Annotated in this window: 16 protein-coding genes; 3 read left to right on the top strand and 13 right to left on the bottom strand. The window is 42.5% G+C overall.

The genetic code is table 11. The features are described 5' to 3' along the window. Positions 1–13: 13 nt before the first annotated feature. The 3 genes from rbsD to ACOSV2_RS21510 are packed head-to-tail and all read right to left on the bottom strand — an operon-like array spanning position 14 to position 2,274. Entirely contained in the window at positions 14–400 is a 387-nt protein-coding gene (rbsD, locus tag ACOSV2_RS21500; protein WP_428975065.1) for a D-ribose pyranase, read from the bottom strand. Next, on the bottom strand, positions 397–1,287 hold the full coding sequence (gene rbsK / locus ACOSV2_RS21505; protein WP_428975066.1) for a ribokinase: 891 nt from the start codon (positions 1,285–1,287) through the stop codon (positions 397–399). Before rbsK ends, rbsD begins: the two co-directional genes overlap by 4 nt. Positions 1,288–1,293: 6 nt before the next feature. Next, positions 1,294–2,274 carry a LacI family DNA-binding transcriptional regulator gene (locus ACOSV2_RS21510; RefSeq protein ID WP_428975105.1) on the bottom strand — a complete coding sequence of 327 codons (981 nt, stop codon included), beginning with the start codon at positions 2,272–2,274 and terminating at the stop codon, positions 1,294–1,296. A gap of 541 nt (positions 2,275–2,815) precedes the next feature. On the opposite strand from ACOSV2_RS21510, the gene ACOSV2_RS21515 reads away from it, so the two are divergent. Beyond that, positions 2,816–3,277 carry an NUDIX hydrolase gene (locus ACOSV2_RS21515; RefSeq protein WP_428975067.1) on the top strand — a complete coding sequence of 154 codons (462 nt, stop codon included), beginning with the start codon at positions 2,816–2,818 and terminating at the stop codon, positions 3,275–3,277. A 184-nt stretch (positions 3,278–3,461) separates the two neighbouring features. Further along, positions 3,462–3,971, top strand: coding sequence for a GNAT family N-acetyltransferase (locus tag ACOSV2_RS21520; RefSeq protein WP_428976800.1), 510 nt, complete (start codon positions 3,462–3,464; stop codon positions 3,969–3,971). 419 nt (positions 3,972–4,390) lie between these two features. On the opposite strand, the gene ACOSV2_RS21525 is transcribed toward ACOSV2_RS21520, so the two are convergent. Together ACOSV2_RS21525 and ACOSV2_RS21530 are read right to left on the bottom strand one after the other, a co-directional pair. Beyond that, positions 4,391–5,023 carry a type 1 glutamine amidotransferase family protein gene (locus ACOSV2_RS21525; RefSeq protein WP_428976801.1) on the bottom strand — a complete coding sequence of 211 codons (633 nt, stop codon included), beginning with the start codon at positions 5,021–5,023 and terminating at the stop codon, positions 4,391–4,393. Positions 5,024–5,097: 74 nt separating this feature from the next. Beyond that, positions 5,098–6,060 carry a helix-turn-helix transcriptional regulator gene (locus ACOSV2_RS21530; protein ID WP_428976802.1) on the bottom strand — a complete coding sequence of 321 codons (963 nt, stop codon included), beginning with the start codon at positions 6,058–6,060 and terminating at the stop codon, positions 5,098–5,100. A gap of 999 nt (positions 6,061–7,059) precedes the next feature. Between ACOSV2_RS21530 and ACOSV2_RS21535 the strand changes: the two genes are divergently transcribed. Then, positions 7,060–8,232: an iron-containing alcohol dehydrogenase gene (locus tag ACOSV2_RS21535; RefSeq protein ID WP_428976803.1), complete on the top strand. Its 1,173-nt coding sequence runs from the start codon at positions 7,060–7,062 to the stop codon at positions 8,230–8,232. 378 nt (positions 8,233–8,610) lie between these two features. Here the strand turns inward: ACOSV2_RS21535 and ACOSV2_RS21540 are convergent, their stop codons facing one another. The 8 genes from ACOSV2_RS21540 to ACOSV2_RS21575 all read right to left on the bottom strand — a co-directional run bounded on the left by ACOSV2_RS21540 (position 8,611) and on the right by ACOSV2_RS21575 (position 14,807). Beyond that, positions 8,611–9,093 (bottom strand): DUF5661 family protein, encoded by a 483-nt coding sequence (locus tag ACOSV2_RS21540; protein ID WP_428976804.1) that lies wholly within the window; start codon positions 9,091–9,093, stop codon positions 8,611–8,613. A gap of 73 nt (positions 9,094–9,166) precedes the next feature. Then, the gene (locus tag ACOSV2_RS21545; RefSeq protein ID WP_428976805.1) at positions 9,167–9,628 is read right to left on the bottom strand and encodes a hydrogenase maturation protease; all 462 of its coding nucleotides are present in this window, start codon (positions 9,626–9,628) and stop codon (positions 9,167–9,169) included. Further along, entirely contained in the window at positions 9,628–11,034 is a 1,407-nt protein-coding gene (locus ACOSV2_RS21550) for a nickel-dependent hydrogenase large subunit (RefSeq protein ID WP_428976806.1), read from the bottom strand. Before ACOSV2_RS21550 ends, ACOSV2_RS21545 begins: the two co-directional genes overlap by 1 nt. After that, positions 11,027–11,932: a hydrogenase small subunit gene (locus tag ACOSV2_RS21555; protein WP_428976807.1), complete on the bottom strand. Its 906-nt coding sequence runs from the start codon at positions 11,930–11,932 to the stop codon at positions 11,027–11,029. The genes ACOSV2_RS21550 and ACOSV2_RS21555 overlap by 8 nt, the downstream gene beginning before the upstream one ends. Beyond that, a complete protein-coding gene (locus ACOSV2_RS21560; RefSeq protein ID WP_428976808.1) occupies positions 11,932–12,441 on the bottom strand; it encodes a cytochrome b5 domain-containing protein in 510 nt (169 codons plus the stop codon). Before ACOSV2_RS21560 ends, ACOSV2_RS21555 begins: the two co-directional genes overlap by 1 nt. 38 nt (positions 12,442–12,479) lie before the next feature. Next, positions 12,480–13,487 (bottom strand): hydrogenase expression/formation protein HypE, encoded by a 1,008-nt coding sequence (gene hypE, locus ACOSV2_RS21565; RefSeq protein WP_428976809.1) that lies wholly within the window; start codon positions 13,485–13,487, stop codon positions 12,480–12,482. Between the two features lie 5 nt (positions 13,488–13,492). Then, on the bottom strand, positions 13,493–14,599 hold the full coding sequence (hypD, locus tag ACOSV2_RS21570; protein WP_428976810.1) for a hydrogenase formation protein HypD: 1,107 nt from the start codon (positions 14,597–14,599) through the stop codon (positions 13,493–13,495). Then, positions 14,556–14,807, bottom strand: a complete 252-nt coding sequence (locus ACOSV2_RS21575; RefSeq protein WP_428976823.1) for a HypC/HybG/HupF family hydrogenase formation chaperone — start codon at positions 14,805–14,807, stop codon at positions 14,556–14,558. Before ACOSV2_RS21575 ends, hypD begins: the two co-directional genes overlap by 44 nt. Between the last annotated feature and the right edge of the window lie 11 nt (positions 14,808–14,818).

Below are 14,818 nucleotides of genomic sequence, written 5' to 3' on the forward strand. Positions count from 1 at the left end.
TACCCCCTTTGTTTTAAAAAATGACTCCCGCGTGAAGGATACAATTCGCGTACGGTGTGACTTCCCCCGTGCGGATGACGGCCTTCGCTTTATGGGTTTCTTTCTTGAACTCTTCATGGGATACATACTGGATCCCGTCAAACCAAGAGGTCATCTGTTCGTGAACCCCTGCATTCGTTTCGACTTCCTCTGCAAGTGTGACTGTTTCGATGACCATTTCTTCCTTTAACAGTTCTACCACGTCAAGGAAGGATGGCTCTCCCGGTTTCAATGCCAAGTCGATTTTGACGACGTCTGACGGAATTGGGAGACCGGCATCGGCAACGACGATTGTATCCGTGTGGCCGAGATCGGCTAGTATTTTTGCAATGTGACTGTTCAAGATGCCATGTCGTTTCATTCTGCCAGCTTCCTTTCCACTTCGTCTCTTGTCGGCATTCCGCCCTGTGCCCCGAAACCGGTCACGGAAAGGGATGCGGCGCGGTTTGCGAATCGAAGACTTTCTTCCATTGATTGTCCTTCAGCCACGGCCGTTCCAAATGCGGCATTGAAAGTATCGCCGGCTCCTGTCGTATCGACGACTTCGACTTTGAAGGAAGGAACGAGGATTTCTTTTGTTCCGTTATGATAGCGGACTCCCGCTGCTCCTTCGGTGATGATGACTTTGTCAGGATATTGTTTCAGCGCTTCTGACGGCTTCATTCCTTTAAAGAGCACATCTGCTTCATGTTCATTCGGTGTCAGGTAGCTGGCACCATCGATGACTTTTTGTGAAATCTTTCGTGCCGGAGCCGGATTGAGTAGCAGTGGGACTTCAATCTTGCTGCACAGGTCTGCCACGTACTCTACCGTTTCCTCAGGGATTTCCTGCTGAATCATGATGAGATCACATGTTTTGAGGAAATCGGCTGTCTTTTCTACGTACTCTGGTGTCACAAGATCATTGGCCCCTTTTACGACGACAATGCTGTTGTCCCCTTCAGCGAGGATGATATGGGCGGTTCCGGATTTTTCACCTGTAACCGGTTCCACATGGTCGGTGTGAACACCGTTATTCTTAAAGTTTTCTAAAATCTCTTGACCGTACGGATCATCGCCTATACATCCGATCATGTAAACATCTGCCCCAAGCCTTGCTGCGGCAACGGCCTGGTTGGCTCCTTTCCCGCCTGGTACCGTGTCAAAGCTGTCGCCCAGTACCGTTTCTCCTGCACCGGGTCGTTTGGCTGATGTGACCACCAAATCCATGGATGAACTGCCGATCACGGCAATTTTCGCTTTTTTCATCTTCCTTCATCCCTTTCGTGTTGTGCTTCGCTGTATGAGTTCAACCGGAAGCTGAACAGTTGTATCGATATCTTTTTCTTTTCGTATCATTTTAATCAGAAGTGCCGCGGCCTGTCTGCCCATTTCGTAAGCTGGCTGCCTGATAGTCGAGAGCGCCGGATAAGAAAGGCTGCTCTGGGGGATGTCATCGTAGCCGATGATCTGCAAGTCTTCAGGTATCTTCTTCCCGATCCTCAGGGCCTCATGGAGAATCGCGATCCCGACGATATCATTGCTCGCGATGACCCCGTCCGTATCAGGATAGGTGGCGAACAGTTCCTCTGCCCAGCCCTTTGCATCTTCAAAGGAGAACGAGGTCGTCGACATCACGGTGAAATCAACGTCGGTCCCGCTTAGGTACTCGACGGCACCACGGAATCGGTCCTGTGCCGGCTTGACGTGGACCGGTCCCTTCATGACGGTGATCCGCTTCGCCCCTTTTTCAACCAGGGTCTTTGCCGCCAGGCGTCCCCCTTTGCGTCCGTCCGCGTAAACAGCCGGATAATTGTCCGTGGTCCGGTCAAGGAGGACGAGTGGGAGATTCAATTCACTATACAGCTGATCATGCTCCACATGATTGGTCGCAGAAATCATGCCGACGACATTGTTTTGAACAAAGGTCTGGATATAATCCATTTCCTTCTGGATGTTCTCGTCGCTGTTACCGAGAAGGAGCCTGAATCCAGCCTCACTCACTTCATCCTCGACCCCTCTCGCCAGCTGCGGGAAGTACGGGTTTGTGATATCCGGAAGCAGCAGTCCGATCAGCCTTGACTCCCGTTTGTAGAGAGAGCGTGCGACCTCATTCGGGCTGTAATTCAGCTTCTCGATCGCCCCCATCACTTTCTTCCTCGTCTCGGCTCCTACATAGCCGTTATCATTCAGCACCCGGGAGACCGTCGCAACCGACACCCCCGCTTCACTCGCCACATCCTTGATTGTTGCCACGCTTGTCACTTCCTGTTCGTTTGGTTGGTTATTTGTGTAACCGGTTACACATAAAATAACACATAGTTGTAATCGTTTGCAATAGTTTCGTTTCTTTTTTAAGGGAAAGATGTTTTGATAAGAAATGAGTGTCAATTACTTGTCCGTTTTTTCATCAAAAAAAAACATATCATAAACTGACAGATCAGCGACATACCATGTGGTAAAATAAGGATATAAATGAAATAGGAATGTGGCACTAACTGAAAACCAGCTAAATGAACCGGCAGTACCCTCTTCAGTTATTGTGCAAGATAGCGAAGTAAGAAACTAAATTTAAGGGGAGAAAGAGATTGGAGAAGGATAGGTTAGAACTGATTAAGGTTGGAAGTTTAGTAGTTATTGCCATTAGTTTGGCTATTATTGCTTGGCGAATGGGTAAGGTAGTTAAATATCTATACGATATAGCTCTGAAGTAAAACTCTTTTCTTTAAGCGGCGTTTGTTAAACCACCAGCCGCCCTTTGTTCAAGTAACGGGCAGGTAGAATTGAGGAGAAATGGATGTCTCAGGATGGAATTGTATTAATAGCAAGTGTATCAATCCTTAGTAATGATAAAGTGTTAATGATAAAAGAGAATAAACCCACTGCTGTCCTTAAGTGGAACTTTCCCAGTGGTCATATAGAGTATGACATTCTTTATTCAGCTCAGAGGGAAGTAAAAGAGGAAACGGGGTTAGATGTAAAACTGATTGGTACGACTGGAGTATATAATTTTATCAGTAATACGAATAATCAAGTCATTTTGTTTCATTTTATTGGTGAGGTTACTGGGGGCACATTATATCTCGAAGAAGATGAAATAACTGATAGTAAATGGATAAAAATAAAAGACCTATTAGCATTTGAAAATGAGGAATTACGAGAACCGCATGTATTAAAACAAATACTTAATAACTTATTGGAAGAAAACATCTATTCAATCAGCGTCATTAATGAACAACTTTTTAAGGGGTTTAACTAAAGACCAGCTGATCCTGTTAAGGCTATCGCCTTTATAATTAACAGGCAGGTTACTTGAAGAAGGAATCCAAATAATCGGTATCGAATTATTTTATAAATTTCATAAGGAGATAACAAACGATGCAGTTCAATACCGTTCACACTGATAGATTATTTATGTAATGTACGAAAGGCTGGAATAAGTCATGGTAAAAAAAGAAGCACCGATAATTCAAACAGAACGACTGGTTTTACGTCCGAGAGCGGAAAAAGACATTCCCAATATGATTAAAATGTTAAACAATGATGATGTAAGAGAATTTCTAGGGATTAATCCCCCTCGTGATGAACACTCAATGTTAGAAATGGTTAGGAATCGTACTGAAACAAAATGGACGGTCGCCTTAAAGGATACGGATGAATTCATCGGTGATGTAATGATTCCAGAAATAGCAGAAGGTTATCTTGGCGGGATTGGTTATCGATTCATGAGGGAGCATTGGGGAAGCGGTTTTGCGTATGAAGCGGTTTCCGCGGTCATTGAGCATAGTAAAAGCACATTAAACCTTAAACGCCTATTTGCTACTATAGATAATAAAAATATACCGTCAAAAAAGTTAATTGAAAAACTCGGATTTACTTTGGTGGCAGTGTTGCCTGAATCGCATTTACACGGCAGAGTTGCCGATGTAGCTTACTATTCTCGTATAGTATAAGTAGTTTTACGCTCTCCTGAGAAAAATGGACAAACTGGTGAGTGATTAAACAACTAATAATTATGATTACAAAACAAAGAGACTCGTCAATCGACGAATCTCTTTACTTTTTATAGCTGCAAGTTTGGATGCACTATTTTTGCATGAGCACGAGAAAATAAGCGGAGGTTTTCCGCTTATGCAAAGAAAAATCACTCATTATTGTATTTCTTGAGTCAATAGGCGGAATCTTTCCGTCTATTAATCAATTGCCGAATATGACGTCGCTTCCAATTAATGCGGATGGATTGATTCCTTCATCAACTTAATAATAGGGCTATCATCAAGAAAATGCGTGTGTACAACCATAATTGAAGTGCAAAATAAAAAGCCTAACTTCTCTACAAATCGAAATAGAGAAATTGGGCTTTTCAGTACCTTCATTTATTTATTGAATTCATTAACTGGAAGAAGTATTCAGGTTTATGAGTCTTATTTAGGTGATACCATGAATCTAATGTATCTGGTGTAAACACATCTATTCTTTTCAGTACCTCCATTGCAAATTCCAGAGGAGCTATTCCTGATGCAGTAACTAAATTCGCATGGGATACCGCAGGTCCCGACTCATAGAACTTTTCTCCATTATAGTTAGGACATACCATTTTCGTATATTCCAAGTTATTGCTTGTATGCTTTCTAGTATCTAAGTATCCCATATTCGCGAGGCCCTCAGTTGCACCACAGATTGCAGCAACAATCGTGCCCATCTTTAAAGCTTGGCCAATTCTTTCCAAGATCGGTTGATGAATTTCTTCATTCCAAGTAGTCCCTCCTGGTAAGATTAAAAGATCTTTCCTCTCCAGAGTACATTCATCAAGGGAAATATCCGGTTTTATGCTCAGTCCTCCCATTGTCGTAATCATTTCTTTAGTAGCTCCAACTGTCGTGACTTTTATAGGTGCTACATCTTTTTTGAAGTATCTCCCTGAGTTTAGTTCGGCCATTAAATATCCATATTCCCAGTCTGACATTGTATTAAATACATATAGAAAAGCATTTTTTGTTTGCATCCAATCACACTCCAATCACCATTGATATAGTCATTATAATAAAACTACCCTGACAGTTAGCGTCAGGGTAGTTCTCATACTTGATGAAATTCTATTAATTCCGACAGTACCTCAATAATTCTTTTCTTAAGACTGATTGGCTCAATCACTTTAATCGATTGATTGTACGGTAAAAGTAAATAAGGTACATATGTATGGATGATCTCTTTTTCAAGAAGAAAAACGGCTTGATCTGAAGTCCGTTCTTGTAAATAATGTCCCAGAAACCAATGTTGGCAAATATCATCCAATACACTTTTATCCCCATTAAGAACCAAAGACATAATCCCTTCCTTATCCTCTATAGTTGGAAGAAGTTTTTTTATAAAAAAGTCACGTGCTGAAAAATTTTCTGGTCGGTTAAACGTATTCTCGGTTAGCATGAGACTTTCCATTCGATCTACTCTAAAACTACGAATATCATTTCTAAGATGACAAAATCCAATCACATACCACTTATGATTCCAATAAATCATTCTGTACGGATCGACCAATCTATCATTTAATTGCTTTTCGCCACTTTTATGATAAAGAATGTTGACTGAGTACCCGTCCGCTACTGCCTGCTCCAATTCTTTCAAAAAAGGTTCCATAGCGTCTGAGCGTAATCCACTTATGACTTCTAGACTCGTTACATGTTGATTGATCTTTGTTTCCTGCTCATGATTTGAGTATTTACTTAGTTTGGAAATGGCCCTATTGAGTGCTTCACCTCCATAATATCCGGCTTCCTCTGCAAAAACAGCCGCGTGAAATAGTGAAGTTTGCTCCTCAAAATCAAAAAAAAGTGGAGCCTCAATAAAATTATTCAATAAAGAGTATCCACCGTTATGTCCTGGTTCTGAAACGATCGGTACGCCACTTGTTGAAATGGTATCAATATAACGATACACCGTCCTTATATTCATCTCTAACCTTTCTGAAATTTGCTTTGCCGTCACTTTTTCACCTGAACGAAGCATCCATAGAATCGCTAACATATTGTCAATTTTAGGCATATATTTCCACCTCTAAATCCCTCTATATATAATTAATAACCGTCTTACAATACCAATTATTTCAAATATTATGATTTCGAACAATCTTCTTATGCCCTTAAATGACCCTTGAATAAACAGAGAAAAAACGCTGAAGATAGTTCGGCTACCCGATCTATCTTCAGCTTTAGCCCCCTTTAGTTGAAGATGATAGTATTAACCATCATTTGACCTGAAGATAAATTCACTTGTGATTACAGCTAAAATTATGGCGACTATTATTAGAATGAACTCGAATACAGTGTTTTCTAAATTAAACGACGTTACCAGGTAAAGTAATAGGTTCAAATATATTACTATTAAAAAAATAGCAGTAGCATACTTCAAAATTTTCTTAGTGAAATTTTTCAATATTATTTTTCTCCGTTCTTCTCTAAAATGCTTTTTATACCTTATTGAACCTTCTTAAAATATTGTTATTCCATTAACCTGCCCTTTAATGGAAGATCCGCTTCTTCACTACCTTATTTTACCACAGGTATACACCTAAATATTGTTGAGTGTTTTAACTTTCTTATGAATTAGAAACCCTCCATTCCCCTTTAGTTAAAGACCTGAATTCAAGATACTTATAGATTAGTTTTCCATTGTTTAATAAATTCATATCGTGCAATTCACTAATTTAAAAGAAGAAAATATTCCCATTATTCTGCCCAACTATAAAAAAATAGCAGTGGTAGAAAAATAGACTTATAGTTTATTTCCATCCTTATGAAGATCGGAGAGATCTTAGGTTTGGGGCAAGTAACATGGTGATTTTCACCTTTCATTCGTATGTGAATTCTGTCTTACCACAAGACCGTTATGAAACTTTCCAGATACTTAGCGAGCAAACGATGATGTTTTATCCATTCAAGAAATGGGAATATTACATTCCATTGCCCTCCGATGAACGGCATGGGCAATTTTTTCACTGAAAACGATAATTAATGAATGAAACTTAAGGAGGCTATTTTTACTATGAGTCGTTTTACAATTCCACGCGATATTTATTTCGAAGAGAATGCACTTGAAGTGTTACGGTCTTTTGAAGGTAAAAAAGCCGCACTTGTTATTGGAGGAGGCTCTGTTAAACGTAACGGAAACCTCACTAAGGTACAGGAACACCTGGCAGCTGCCAATATAGAAACAAAAGTACTGGAAGGCTACAATACAGAGCCGACCTTTGAAATGGTCAAAAAAGGAGCAAAAGACCTGGAGGAGTTCCAGCCGGATTGGATAATCGGCATCGGCGGAGGGTCCGCGATGGATTCTGCCAAAGCGATCTGGCTCTATTATGAGCACCCGGACCTTGCTTTTGAAGATGCAATTAAGCCATTCGAACTGCCGCGTCTTCGCAATAAAGCGAAATTCGCTGGTATTCCGACGACAAGCGGAAGTGGTTCGGAAGTATCCAACCTTTCTGTTTTAGCCGATGAAACAACGAACGTGAAATATCCAGTTGCTGACTTCGAATTAACGCCGGATGTCGCCATTATCGATCCGGTTATGATTAAAGAACTGCCGAAGCACATTGCTGCTTATACCGGTATGGACGCATTCACGCACTCCATCGAAGCTTATGTAGCGAAACCGCGTACCATGTATACGGATATCCTGTCATTAGGCGCAGCTGAAGTGATCAAAGATAACCTTCTTGCTTCTTATCAAGGTAACCAGGAAGCCGCTAAGAAAATGCACACCATTCAAGCCATGGCAGGCATGGCCTTTGCCAACGCTGTACTCGGTAACGTGCACAGCCTTGCCCACAAAAGTGGTCCAACGTTCGGCATTCCGCATGGCTATGCCAATGCGATTTACCTGCCTTACGTCATCCAGTTTAACCGTGAGGTCGTGGAAGATCGCTTTGCTGAAATCGCCCGCCGTCTTAACCTGAAAGGAAATAACGATACCGAATTGACTGATTCTCTTGTTGAATATATCTATCAATTGAACAAAGATCTCGGTCTTGCTACTACCCTTCAGGACTACGGTGTATCCGAAGAAGAGTTCAACAAGCATGTTGATACAATGGCTGAAAATGCTATGGAAGATCCATGTACAGGTACCAATCCACGTGAAACTAGTCTAGAGCAAATGAAAGAGCTATTTAAAGCCGCTTTTTATGGCAAGGAATCTTTAGTGAAAGCGTAAAGATCAATTGAACAAATAAGTAAAGCAGAGCTTAGGGGATTTCCCAGGCTCTGCTTTTTACTAGTGAACATGATTATTCCCCAAGAATTACTGGTCATCCCTGTCTTCTTCTCTTCCTCTTTTTCTTTCCAGTTTACGGCATTTCAGGTGATGTTAGGTAGATACGATAAGCAAAGGTCCCAGGTCATCGCTTCCATCAAAGATGTTTCCTATTTTCGTAATGATGAAGGTTACCATTGTGGCAAAGATGACGATGGAATAGAATCCCGCTCCAATGCCTAAGCAAACCGGGGACGGATCTTACGCTACTTCTTGGCTTTTAGGGGCATTAGTTGAAAGAAAAAGTAGAAACGGAACCGTCCCCACCTACTTGGAATTTCACTTGTTCCAATACGCTTTTGCCTCATCTTCAAGAACTTTCAACCTTCTATAGTAATCAGGAAATTCATTTAAATGAGCCAATGCAATTTTACCAGTAGTAATGGGATCGTCTGCCGTAACATTTGTTGGATTGTATTTTTTCCCGTGTTCAAGTTCAGTATTTACTCCCATCCAAAACTCAGTTAAATTAAATTTACTATTGGTAAAATCGATCCCTAAAAGTAATGCTATGGCTGCTGCTTCTTCTTTGGAATAGCTTGTCTTGAAGGTGTTTGGCTGGGTGGCAGTAGGTCTGTACCTATTTGTTTCTTTCAACGTTGCCTCTGACTTGGCAGCATGAACAGCACCATATGGATGGTTGGGAGGAGTATATCCCCTGGAAGCAGGCTGTCTTACATAGTTATGCATGGCTGGATTGATATCGTGTTGATATTGATTTTGATATGGGTACAAGCCGGAAACATGGTACATTTTTTTCATTCCCTTCACCTATATACAAAACCATGATATGCCTGCGCTCGGGGAATGTTCTTCTATTCTTATGAACGAATGGTTATTCTTCATTCTTGGCAATTAGCTTGTCAATGGTGGCTGATACATCCCGTAAGATCGTTTTCCATTTTTCTTTTAAAGAGTTGCTCAGTCCAATATGAAACCTTATCTCGTAAGGCTCCACTCCTATAAGATACCCCGGGATTGATTCCCTTTGCTGATAAAGTGATTGAAACAAGTGAAAGTTATGCGCCGATATGTCTAACGTTTGATATTCATGTAAATTTTCAAGCGGATAAACGGTAAGCTCCCCGGGATTGTTCCCTGTATATACCGCATCCACAATGATGACAAAGGTGGCTTTCTTTATTTGACCCATGCAGTAATCAATATCCGATTCACCAATCAAAAAAGATACATGAGGTGTATGATTCAGCTTGGATATCTCCTCAACCAGATAAATGCCAATTCCATCATCCATCATTAATTGATTGCCAATACCTAAAACAATTATTTTTTCCATTAAAACACCTTTATCGTTTGCACTTGTTTTCCTGGTCTATAGACATGAGTGGCGCAGGACATACACGGATCAAAGGAACGAAGAATCCTGCCAATCTCTGCAGGGTTATCCGGATCCTGAATGGGTGTACCGATTAAGGCTTCTTCGGCGGTTCCTCTAAAGCCATGATCATCCTTGGTCGAGAAATCCCATGTGGAAGGAGTGATGATTTGATAGAAAGAGATTTTCTTATCTTGGATCTTTAACCAATGGCCCAGTGCCCCTCTCGTCGTATCCACCAGTCCTCTCCCGGATGCCGATTCCGGAAGTTCATATTTTCTCTGCACGTCTACTCCTGGAATGATTTGCTGAAGTAATGTTTTCATGATTTCCGTGATCTTCTTTGCCTCCAGTGCTCTGGCAATCGTCCGATCCATTGCCGAGATCCCGTTAGTATACGCTCCACTCAGGATTAATCTTGCCAACGGTCCCACCTCAAAGGGGAGGCCGGCATATCTTGGTGCCTTTACCCAGGAATAAGCTTTTTCTTTGTCCATATCCGGCTCGGTCAATGCTTCAGCTGGCTGAGTGCTGTTATTAGTAGATTTATAATAGGAATAATCTATTTTTTCTTTAATTTTATCTTCATCAAACGGTTCAACGGTTTCCATGGTAGATACAAGCGGGTCCACATATAATGTGCCCAGATTTTTATAATGGTTAAAAGCACCGTAGGTTAATAGATTGCCATACCCTCCGCCTAATCGAAAATAGTCTGGATAAAAGTGTGCAATGTCATAGACATCAGGGATCATTTTTTCATCAATAAAACGAATGATCTTCTCCAAAATAGAATCAATGTGAGCAACCTTCTCAGCTGTTGCCTGTGTCGTGATCCCTCCAATGAAAACACCATGATTATGAGGGGCTTTTCCGCCCAGAACGGCTAACATTTCGTGAGCGAGACGACTGAACGTTAGGGAATCAAAATAATGCTTAGAAATGCGGTCATTGATGTTCTTTGGTAATCGAAAATCGTCATGGTCCGCCTGAAAAAGAGAGTTTTGTTCAATCTTTACATAATCAGGAACGGTGTATTGATAGAAATGGCGGATATGATTTTGTAAAAACTCACAGCAATGAATGATATCCCGCAAATATCTCCCTTGTTCCATTGGTTCAATATTTAAAGCATCTTCTAAAGCAAGGGATGAAGCCATTGAGTGGGCTGCAGAACAAATGCCGCATATTCGCTGAGTAAAATAAACCGCATCGAACGGACTTCTTCCTACTAACATTTGCTCAAAACCCCTGAATAAATTGCCTTTTGTTTTGACATCGACGACTTGATTCTGGTCGACCACTACATCAATTTCCATAAAGCCACTAATTCGTGTCAACGGATTAATCACGATTCTCTTACTCATCCTTTACCACCCTTGTTGTGTCATAGCTAATGAACGGCGCCATGGCATCCGGAAAACCAAACTGTGCACAGCCGATGCATGGCGTATTATCTCCAATCGGCCAATTCACGTGACCATTCCATTGCCTTGTCGGGCAATCCACCCTCGTCACGGGACCGCGGCACCCAAGCTTAAATAAACATGTTTTATCCCCTAATTTTTCAGCGAATATCCCCCGGTCAAAAAACGGCCTTCTGGGACAGCGGTCATGGATTAGCGTGCTGTAAAACATTAAAGGCCGGTCTAAATTGTCTGTATCCGGCGCCCCATATAATAAAAGATGCGCCAATGTCCCCAGGAACCAATCTGGATGGACAGGGCATCCTGGAAGCTTAATCAGGGTTTTATCAGGCAGGACCTGCTGCAGCCCTACAGATTCGGATGGGTTCGGTTTGGCTGCTGACACCCCGCCATGTGTGGCACAAGCCCCCACTGCTAAAATATAGGATGCCTTTTCCCCGAGCATTTTAGCTGCTTGAAGACCTGTAAGAGGCTTTCCTTTCCAGCTGCCGATGATGTTGTATAACCCATTGTTTCTTAATGCGACGGCTCCTTCAACGGCTAGAATATACTCATCATCCATCGCCTCCATCAGTTTCTCAATCGCCCGCTCTCCCTCGGAAGCCATTAAACTATTGCAATAACGAAGATCGACCATTGAATTAAGCGTGTACTCAAAGTCCGGATTCTGACCGTTCAACAAGGAAATGATATTACCCGAACAACCATTCAACTCTAAGTATATGAGGTTTTTTTTCTTGATCACCTTTCTTTTCAGACTGTTCAATGCCGTAGTGGCTAACCTTTCAGCAATGGCTTCATTTGTTAAAGACTCCGGCGGCAGAATTTGTCCTTCCATTAAACCAGCCTCCCTGCAATGGGTAATGTAGCTAAGATCGATTGTTGCCCGGCATGGCAAGAAGCAAATTCCTGCGTATACTCTTTGCCTGCTGTTAAGCCAAAGTGAGTAGCAGCTGCCCAAGCCCGATTCGTTGTCATATCATACACAATGCCATTAACCGCAACATAAGCCGGGCTTCCATTTTTCCCGGTGAATGTGGCTAATTCTTCAGGTGTAAACGTTCGTTGATTGGACGGTGATATAGACTGAGTGGGTAAAGAAGGAACGGAAGGATTTTGTGACTGATTTACATTCCCCGAAGGAACTGGACCTGTATGATGACTGTTCTTCGCTTGATTTGCCAGCCATTCACTAAGAAAATGAATCGAAGAGAGTGCATCCCATAACCGCTGAAGGATTTGCGCTTTCCGGGAAGGATCACTCAATGTTGATAACGTATATAGATCCTGCCGGGATTGTGTCACAAGATGATTTATCTGCGTTCTAATCATTTCGATGCTTTCCATGATGTTCTCCCCCTTTGGCCAATTCCACTATCAAATGATTAACAAATTCTGGGCAAAAGCTGACCTGACAGGCGGGTGAGTCTTCTTGTCGTGCCCACAGCCGTTCGTAAAAGCAGTTTCCCGGTTTGGACATGACAGGATGTAATGTGACCGATCACACTTGCATCCCTTCCTGCTTCATGGCCCTTCAAAATATCAATGACCTTTTGTTCATCCTTTGAATCCACGATGATCACTACCTTCCCTTCATTCGCTAGATAAAGGGGTTCATAGCCTAAAATATCACATGCCCCTTGTACATCAGCGCGTACCGGAATAGAAGCTTCATCCATTTCAAAGGTGAAATGAAAGACTTCACATAGCTCTACGAGTGTTGTGGCCAATCCACCTCTTGTCGGATCCCGCATGACCCGGATACCTTCGACTCCTCCCTGGAGTTCATGAATCAGGTGGTTCAATGAGGCACAATCGCTCCTGACATCAGTGAGCAGCCCAAGCTCCTGGCGTGCACTCAGAATTGCGACCCCGTGATCCCCTATGGTACCGCTGATGATGACGGAATCCCCTTCTTTAACCATTTCAGGTTTCAAGCGATGCTGTTCTCTCATCACACCGATTCCTGTCGTGTTAATGAACAGGCCGTCCACACTCCCCTTTTCGACTACTTTTGTATCACCCGCAATTATGTTGACCCCGGCTTTCTCTGCTTCCCCCGCCATCGTGTTGACGATTTCTTTAAGACTTTTTATCGGGAACCCTTCTTCAAGAATAAAACCAGCAGTTATCACAAGAGGAACAGCCCCGCTTACAGCCAGATCGTTCACTGTTCCTGTTACAGCCAGCTTCCCGATATTTCCACCTGGAAAGATCAGGGGTTTGACTACATAGCTATCCGTTGTGACAGCAATGGTTTGTGCAGGGATATCAAGAATTGCAGAATCAAACTTGGTTTGCTCTGAATGTCCAAATGACCGGATAAAGACATCCTGTATCAGTCTATGTGTTAATTCGCCGCCTTCTCCGTGAGCCAGACTGATTCGCTGCATGGAAGCTACACCTCCCTCATGAATTGATAATGCGCTGCACAGGTTCCCTCTGTTGATACCATACAAGGACCGATTGGATGAGTGGGAGTGCATCCTTTGTTGAACAGTACACACTCTTCCGGGGTAATCAATCCGCGGACGATTTCACCACAGCGGCACTTTGTTACTCTTGGCTCCCCTACCGAAATCTTAAACTTCTTTTTAGCGTCGAACCTCGCATACCTCTCTTTAAGAACCAATCCGCTATCGGGAATTGTACCAATCCCTCTCCATGCCTCGTCATGGGGTTCTAAATATTCTTCCAGTAAACGTTGGGCCAAGAGGTTTCCTTTATCTCTTACAACATATGTATAATCGTTGATGATTTTAACCTTTTTTTCCAACTGGTAATGCAGCAGTTTATAAATCCCACTGAGCAATTGAACGGGTTCAAAGCCGGTAATGACACCCGAAACAGAAAATTCTTCCGCTAAATAACGGTAGCTGTGCTCTCCAATCACAACGGAGACATGACCAGGCAAGAGAAATCCGTCAAGCTTCACTTCGCCCGAATGAAGAAGTGCTCTTAGGACAGGTTCCACCAATTTCGTTGTCATCCAGATCGAAAAATTTTTTACATCCTTTCTTTCTGCCTCGCGAACGGCAAGAACGAGAATGGGAATGGTCGTTTCAAATCCGATTCCTAAGAAGATGACTTCCTTATCGGGATTTTCCTCTGCTATTTTCACGCTGTCCAATGGAGAGTATACAACTCTGATATCCTTTCCTTCTGTTTTCGCTTTCATTAAGGTCGATGTAGAACCTGGTACACGCATCATGTCGCCAAATGTACAAAGGATGGTGCCTTGCTCTTCTGATAATTGAATCATGGCATCGATCGACTTTTGATCTGTGACACATACGGGACATCCCGGCCCGGCAATCAGCTGTACATCATCTTTCAATCTCGCTTTTATCCCTGTTTTGGCCAGTGCCATCGTATGAGAACCGCATACCTCCATGAATACTGGAATCTGGCCATTTTCTTCTTTAAATTTCTTTGCTAAATCGATGACGGCTCCAACTGAATTACGAGTCAAGACCGGATCCGAAAAAAGGTCCATGCTTCCCATCTAACACATTCCTCCATTCTTCTATACTCTCTTCGGCATATTTCTCATCCACTACGGTAAGGGCCTGCCCTGCATGAAGCAATACATAATCACCAACCCTCACCTCCGGAACAAAAAAAGTCCCCACAAACATCCTCGAGCCCATTACATCCACCAGGGCTTCCTGACCTTCCATTTCAATGACTTTTGCCGGTACTCCCAAGCACAAATCCATTCGCC

Source organism: Rossellomorea sp. DUT-2 (genome assembly GCF_052665285.1).